Below are 7,225 nucleotides of genomic sequence, written 5' to 3'. Positions count from 1 at the left end.
TAGGTGAGTGGCGGAAAGTCCACCGGGCAGCGCACGATGCGCACCGGCAGCGCGCCGAGGTAGCGCGCGCAGAACTGCCGGCCCGTGGTCAGCACCAGGCGGCTTTTCGCCACCATCGCCGGCGCCAGGCCGAAATGCGGGTTGCGCACGACGATGTTGCGCGCCAGGTTGCGCGCCTGCAGGTGTTCCTCGACGACACCGCGGCCGCCGGCATGCAGCGGTGTCGGCGCGATGTGTTCGCTTTGCAGATAGCGCTCCAGCGTCCAGCTGCGCGGGCTGCGCACCGCTGGGTGCTCTTGTGAAACCAGGCAGACGATCTCGTCGCTGATCAGCCGGCCCAGGTGCAGCTCGGCCGGCGGCTGCAGCCAGTTGCCGATGACCACGTCGACCTCGCCGCGCGCCAGGTGGCCGCGGTAGTCGAATTCGCGCGTCAGCGGCAGCAGGTCCAGCGTGATGCCGGGGGCCTGTGTGCGCACCCGCGTCACCAGCTCGGGCAGGAACAGCGGGTCCAGGTAGTCGCTGGCGGCGATGCGGAAGCTCTGCGTCGCCTGCTCGGGCGCAAAGCCGCGCGCCGAGACATGGCCGCCGAACAAGGCCTGCGCGCCTTGCAGCACCTGCGCCGCCGCCGGCATCAGCGCCAGCGCCACGGCGGTGGGCGCCATGCCGGCGCCGCTGCGCACCAGCAGCGGGTCGCCAGTGAGCGCGCGCAGGCGCTTCAATTGTGCGGACACCGCCGGCTGGCTGCTGGACAGGCGCATGGCGGCCCGCGAAACGCTGCGTTCGGTGATCACGGTGTGGAAGACCCGGATGAGAGACAGCTCGATCTTGTCGAAGGCCGCGCCGCGCGCCATACGAACATTCCGATAAGAGTTATAAGCGCAATCGTATACACACCCGGCACGCAACGGCTAAGTTACGGGTATGTCCCAGGCCGCCCCCTCCTCCGCCCGACCGATCCGCTTCTTCCATCGGGGTCGGATCGTCTCTGTCCCCAATTTACCGCCGACCACCACGCTGCTGAACTGGCTGCGCGAGCATGCACAGTGCACCGGCACCAAGGAAGGCTGCAACGAGGGCGATTGCGGTGCCTGCACCGTGCTGGTCGGCGAACTCGAGGGCGAAGCGCTGTCGCTCAAGCCGGTGAACGCCTGCATCCAGTTCCTGCCGACGCTCGATGGCAAGGCGGTGCTGACGGTCGAAGATGTGACGCAGGCCGGCGGTGCGCTGCAATCCGCTGCCACGCCCTCGCCGCATCCCGCCGCAGCGCCCTCGCTGCACCCGGTCCAGCAGGCGATGGTCGATTGCCACGGCTCGCAATGCGGCTTCTGCACGCCCGGATTCGTGATGTCGCTGACCGGCTGCTATGAACGGCACCAAGCCGCCGGCACGCGCCCGACGCGGCAGCAACTGGCCGACGACCTGTCCGGCAACCTGTGCCGCTGCACCGGCTACCGGCCGATCCTCGACGCCGGCCAGCGCATGTTCGAGCTGCCCGTGCGCCGGCTCGACAGCCAGGCCATCACCGCCGCGCTGAAAGTCCTGCAAACCGACCCGCCGCTGAACGACGCCGGCTTCCACGCCCCGCGCACACTGGATGCGCTGGCCACGCTGCGCGCCGACAAGCCCGAAGCACGGCTGCTGGCCGGCAACACCGACATCGGCCTGTGGGTCAACAAGCAGTTCCGCGCGCTCGGCGAGATCCTCTACCTCGGCAACGTGGCCGCGCTGAAAACCATCACCGAAGCCGATGGCCAGCTGCAGATCGGCGCCGGCGCGTCGCTGGAAGACGCCTGGGCGGCCCTCGCCCGCCATTGGCCCAGCACGCGCGAGATGGGCCTGCGCTTCGCGTCGCCACCGATCCGCCACGCCGGAACGATGGGCGGCAATGTGGCCAACGGCTCGCCGATCGGCGACTCGGCCCCGGTGCTGATCGCGCTGGGCGCGCGCATCGTGCTGCGCCACCGCGACACGCAGCGCTCGATGCTGCTGCAGGACTTCTATGTCGACTACATGAAGAACCAGCTGGCGCCCGGCGAATTCGTACAGGCGCTGCGCGTGCCGCTGCCGCAGCCGGGTGAGTTGATGCGGGCCTACAAGCTGAGCAAGCGCTACGACAGCGACATCTCCGGCCTGGCCGCCGGACTGTGGCTGCAGCTGGACGGCGACATCGTGGGCGCGGCGCGTTTTGCCTTCGGCGGCATGGCGGCGATCGTCAAGCGCGCCGCCGGTGCCGAAGCCGCCGTCATCGGTCAGCCGTGGACCGAAGCCACCGTGCAGGCGGCGATGGCCGCACTAGATAGGGACTATGCGCCGCTGTCCGACCTGCGCGCCAGCGCCAGCTACCGGCAGCGCACCGCGCGCAACCTGCTCAAGCGCCTGTGGCTGGAAACGCGGCCGACCGCGCCTTCGGGCAATGATGAAGTCTCGGTTTGGAGTGACATGACATGAACGCTCCGCACGACATCCCCGCCGTGGTCGGCAGTGCCCGGCCGCATGAATCGGCCCACCTGCACGTGGCCGGCGCCGCACCCTATGTCGACGATCTGCCGGAGCTCGCCGGCACGCTGCATGCCGCGCTGGGCCTGTCGCCTGTCGCGCATGGCAAGCTGCTGGGCATCGACCTGGCGGCCTTGCGCGCCTTGCCCGGCGTGATCGCGGTGATCACCGCCGCCGACATCCCCGGCGTCAATGAATGCGGGCCGATCGTGCACGACGACCCGATCCTCGCCGACGGCGTGCTGCATTACGTCGGCCAGCCGGTGTTCGCGGTGATCGCCCAGGACCGCGAGGCCGCGCGCCGCGCGGCGGCGCTGGCCAGGCAGGTGATACAGGTCGAGGCGCTGACGCCGATCCTGAGCGCCCTGGACGCGCATGCACAACAGCGCTACGTCGTGCCGCCAATGCACTTGTCGCGCGGTGATGCCAGCGCCGCACTGGCCGCCGCCCCACATCGCCTGCAGGGCAGCTTCTCGCTCGGCGGCCAGGAGCAGTTCTACCTCGAAGGCCAGATCTCCTACGCCATCCCGCAGGAGGACGGCGGCATGCTGGTGCATTGTTCGACGCAGCACCCCAGCGAGATGCAGCATGCCGTGGCCCATGCGCTGCACCGCAGCGCGCACCAGGTGCAGGTGCAGTGCCGGCGCATGGGCGGCGGCTTCGGCGGCAAGGAAAGCCAGAGCGCGCTATTCGCCTGCATCGCCGCGGTTGCTGCCGCCCAATTGCAGCGGCCGGTGAAGCTGCGGCCGGACCGCGACGACGACATGCAGATCACCGGCCGCCGCCACGGCTTCGAGTTCCAGTGGGACGTCGGCCATGACGACGAGGGCCGCATCACCGCCGTCGAGGTCGAGATGGTCGCCAATGCCGGCTTCTCGGCCGACCTGTCGCCGCCGGTGATGACGCGCGCGCTGTGCCATTTCGACAATGCCTACTGGCTGCCCGATGTCGCGATGCACGGTTATTGCGCGCGCACCAATACGCAGAGCAATACCGCCTTCCGCGGCTTCGGCGGGCCGCAGGGCGCTTTGGCCATCGAGATGATCCTCGACGACATCGCGCGCCACCTCGGCCGCGACCCGCTGGACGTGCGCCGCGCCAACTTCTACGGCACCACCGATCGCAACATCACGCCTTACGACCAGGTGGTGCGCGACAACATCATCGAGCCGCTGGTCGAACGCCTGGAAGCCAGCAGCGACTACCGTGCGCGCCGTCTGGCCATCAACGCGTTCAATGCGACGAGCCCGGTGCTCAAGCGCGGCTTGGCGCTGACCCCCGTGAAGTTCGGCATCTCCTTCAACGTCGCGCACTTCAACCAGGCCGGCGCGCTGGTGCATGTCTACACCGATGGTTCGATCCTGGTGAACCATGGCGGCACTGAGATGGGCCAGGGCCTGAACACCAAGGTGGCGCAGGTGGTGGCGCATGAACTCGGCGTGCGGCTGGACCGTGTGCGCGCCACCGCCACCGACACGCAGAAGGTGGCCAACACCTCGGCCACCGCGGCCTCCACCGGATCCGACCTGAACGGCAAGGCCGCGCAGTATGCCGCGAACCAGATCCGCGAGCGCCTGGCCGGTTTTGCCGTCGGCAAGCACGGCGGCACGGTGGCCGAGGTGCGCTTCGGCAACGACCAGGTGCTGGTGAATGGCCTGGCGATCCCCTTCGCCGAACTGGTTCAGCAAGCCTATTTCGCGCGGGTGCAGCTGTGGAGCGACGGCCACTACGCGACGCCCGGCCTGCACTGGGACCGCGAGAAGCTGAAGGGCAACCCGTTCTTCTATTTCGCCTATGGCGCGGCCTGCTCGGAAGTGCTGGTGGACACACTGAGCGGCGAATGGCGGCTGCAGCGCGCAGACGTGCTGCACGACGTCGGCCAATCGCTGAACCCGGCGATCGACATCGGCCAGGTCGAAGGCGCGTTCATCCAGGGCATGGGCTGGCTGACGATGGAGGAGCTGTGGTGGCATCCGCTGGATGGGTCGAAAAACCAGGGCAAGCTGATGACGCACGCCCCCAGCACCTACAAGATTCCCACCGCCAATGATTGCCCGGCCGATTTCCGCGTGGCGCTGTACGACACGCAGAACGTCAGTGACACCATCCACCGCAGCAAGGCGGTCGGTGAACCGCCGCTGCTGCTGCCGTTCTCGGTGTTCCTGGCGATCCGCGATGCGGTATCGGCCGCCGGCGGCCATCGCCGTGATCCACCGCTGCGTGCGCCGGCCACGCCCGAGGCCATCCTCGATGCGCTGGATGCGGTCACGCACTGCTGAAACGGCCGCTCGTCGCGTCAGCGGGCCGGTTTCGGGCGCGGCATGAACGAAGCCCTGCTGCGGCATGCCGCCGGCCAGTGCTTGGCGCGGGGCGTGCGCAGCGTCGAAGTGCGTGTCGGCGAGGCCCGCGGCTCGGTGCCACGCGGCGACGGCACGCGCATGCTGGTCAGCGCCGATGCCGTGCTGGGCACCATCGGCGGCGGGCACCTGGAGTGGCAGGCCATAGCGACCGCGCGCCGCCTGCTGGCAACACCGGCGTTCGCGCCGCTGACGCAGACCATCGCACTCGGCCCGACGCTGGGCCAATGCTGCGGCGGCGCGCTGAGCCTGCACTTCGCAGCCTTCGATGCGGACGCGCTGGCCCGCTGGCCGGCGCCAGCGCCGCAGTTCACGCTGCAGCTCTATGGCGCCGGCCATGTCGGCCGCGCGATCGCCAGGCTGCTCGAAGGCCTGCACTGCCGGGTGCAATGGATCGACGAACGCGAAGACGAGTTTCCAGGCGAAGCGTCGGCGCCGCACATCGAGCGGCTGTGCGTCGAGCCCGTCGAAGCCGAAGTCAGGGCCGCACCGCATGGATGTTATTACCTGGTGCTGACCCACAGCCACGACCTGGATCAGCGCATCACCGAAGCGATCCTGCAGCGTGGCGACTTCGGCTACCTGGGCCTGATCGGCTCGGCCACCAAGCGCGCGCGTTTCCTGCATCGATTCGAACAACGTGGCATCCCGGCCGAGGTCCTCGCCCGCCTGACCTGCCCGATCGGCGTGCCGGGCATCGGCGGCAAGGAGCCGGAGCTCATCGCGATTGCGGTGGTGGCGCAGTTGCTGCAGCAGCAGCACGCAGTCTGAGCAAATCGCGCAGCGCCAGCGCCGCACAGGCGCCGAAGAACAGCAAGCCGAAGAGCCCGATCGACCGGTCCTTCAGGGTGTCGGCCGCCAGCGCCATCCATGCGCCGCCGGCGGCCAGCACACCGCCGCCGAGCAGGCTGAACAGTTCGGTGATCACCAGCGCGCTGCGGCGCAGCGCCGACAGCGGCGGTGGCTCGGGCAGCGCAGACCAGGCTGTCGACGGCGGCGACAGCCAGCCGGCCAGTTCATCCAGCGGCTGCGGCCGCTCGTTCGGGTGGAAGCCAAAGGTCCGGGCCCCGGTGTCGATCAGGATCTGGTACACGCCGCCGCGGCTGTCGACCTGGTGTTCCAGCACGAGCGAGTCCTCGCCGGTGAACCGCACCGCACTGCCCAGGCCATGGCTGGTCCAGGCCGCCAGTTGCACCGGCTGCGCATCGGAGGCCGGGCGCCGCCACAGCGTGAGCTCTTCGCACGGTGGGCAGCGCTCGTCGTAGACAGGTGCGATGCGCAGATGCAGCCGGCCGTCGGGGGACCCGACGTGCATGCCATCGGGCTGGTCGCGGAGGGTGGTGGCCGAGCCGGTGTGCGTGTCCATGGGCATCAAGCCTACAGCGCGGGTCAGGCATGCGCGATGCCGTCATTTCGAGGCTTTGTGTCGCTGGCCCGCATGAGCTGTCCTATCGGTGTGCCGGACATCGCCAGCCAAGCGCTGGGCCACATCTGTCGCGGAGAATCCTGCGGCTCACCCGACCCCGCAGGACTGCCGATGCCACGCCCAGCCACCCCCGCGAACCCGACAAGCTCGGCCCCGCAGTGCGTGATGCTGCTGCGCGCCATCAACGTCGGCAAGCGCCAGCTGCCGATGGCAGCGCTGCGCGAACTGGCTGGCACCCTGGGGTTTGCGCACGCACGAACCCACTTGGCCAGCGGCAACCTGGTGGCGCAGGTGTCCGGTGCCTCGGACGCCGCGGCGAAGCGACTGGAGCAGGCCATCACCGAACACTTCGGATTCCACAGCGATGTGATCGTGCGCAGCGCCGACCAATGGTTGAGGTACCTGGCCGACAACCCGTTTGCAAAGGCCTCGGCTGCCGAACCGAACCGCGTGATGCTGCTGCTGGCCAAGCAGGCGCCAGCCGCGCAAGCGGCGGCGCGCTTGAGCGAACGTGCCGTCGCGGGTGAACGCATCCAGGCCGTGCGCGACGGTTTGTGGATCCACTTTCCCGAAGGCCTGGGCACATCCAAGCTGACGCCGAACCTCATCGACAAGAGCGTCGGCGCACCGGCCACCGCACGCAACTGGCGCACGATGCAGGCCTTGGCGCAGATGCTGTCGGCCTGAGCGCGTGAATCGTCGGCGCCGCATTGATGTGCTGCGATCGAGAGATCAATCACGCCTGGGCGGCGTGGCCCGGCTCCGCGCCTGAGGTGCCGATTCAGCGCCGGTTCGCGGCGGCCGGCGGCGGATCCAGCGGAAACTGCGTGCAGCCCAGCTGGCCGGAGATCACGCGGCTGGCCTGCTGCAGCATGGCCACCAGGGCCGGCTCCTTCTCTTCGCTGTAGCGGAACGAGGGGAAGCTGACCGACAGCCCCGCCACCGG

6 protein-coding genes are annotated in these 7,225 nt (G+C 69.2%); 4 read left to right on the top strand and 2 right to left on the bottom strand.

The window, feature by feature from the left end; translation table 11 throughout:
- Nucleotides 1-851, bottom strand: an 851-nt coding sequence (locus VLK61_RS12910; RefSeq protein ID WP_325421767.1) for a LysR family transcriptional regulator, incomplete at its 3' end; no start/stop codon positions are given.
- A 70-nt stretch (nucleotides 852-921) separates the two neighbouring features.
- Here VLK61_RS12910 and xdhA point away from each other — a divergent pair.
- From xdhA to xdhC, 3 genes are read left to right on the top strand one after another with little or no spacing between them, the layout of a single operon-like run.
- Nucleotides 922-2,448 carry a xanthine dehydrogenase small subunit gene (xdhA, locus tag VLK61_RS12905; protein ID WP_325421766.1) on the top strand — a complete coding sequence of 509 codons (1,527 nt, stop codon included), beginning with the start codon at nucleotides 922-924 and terminating at the stop codon, nucleotides 2,446-2,448.
- On the top strand, nucleotides 2,445-4,775 hold the full coding sequence (gene xdhB, locus VLK61_RS12900; RefSeq protein ID WP_325421764.1) for a xanthine dehydrogenase molybdopterin binding subunit: 2,331 nt from the start codon (nucleotides 2,445-2,447) through the stop codon (nucleotides 4,773-4,775). The genes xdhA and xdhB overlap by 4 nt, the downstream gene beginning before the upstream one ends.
- A gap of 42 nt (nucleotides 4,776-4,817) precedes the next feature.
- Nucleotides 4,818-5,624, top strand: coding sequence for a xanthine dehydrogenase accessory protein XdhC (gene xdhC, locus VLK61_RS12895; protein ID WP_325421763.1), 807 nt, complete (start codon nucleotides 4,818-4,820; stop codon nucleotides 5,622-5,624).
- Here the strand turns inward: xdhC and VLK61_RS12890 are convergent.
- Nucleotides 5,572-6,219 carry a hypothetical protein gene (locus VLK61_RS12890; protein WP_325421762.1) on the bottom strand — a complete coding sequence of 216 codons (648 nt, stop codon included), beginning with the start codon at nucleotides 6,217-6,219 and terminating at the stop codon, nucleotides 5,572-5,574. The genes xdhC and VLK61_RS12890 overlap by 53 nt on opposite strands.
- A 171-nt stretch (nucleotides 6,220-6,390) precedes the next feature.
- Between VLK61_RS12890 and VLK61_RS12885 the strand changes: the two genes are divergently transcribed.
- Nucleotides 6,391-6,966 carry a DUF1697 domain-containing protein gene (locus tag VLK61_RS12885; RefSeq protein WP_325421761.1) on the top strand — a complete coding sequence of 192 codons (576 nt, stop codon included), beginning with the start codon at nucleotides 6,391-6,393 and terminating at the stop codon, nucleotides 6,964-6,966.
- Nucleotides 6,967-7,225: the final 259 nt, after the last annotated feature.

The sequence above is a fragment of the Aquabacterium sp. genome, from assembly GCF_035476535.1.
Taxonomy (GTDB): domain Bacteria; phylum Pseudomonadota; class Gammaproteobacteria; order Burkholderiales; family Burkholderiaceae_C; genus Pseudaquabacterium.
This window is presented reverse-complemented; position numbering and strand designations above follow the sequence as displayed.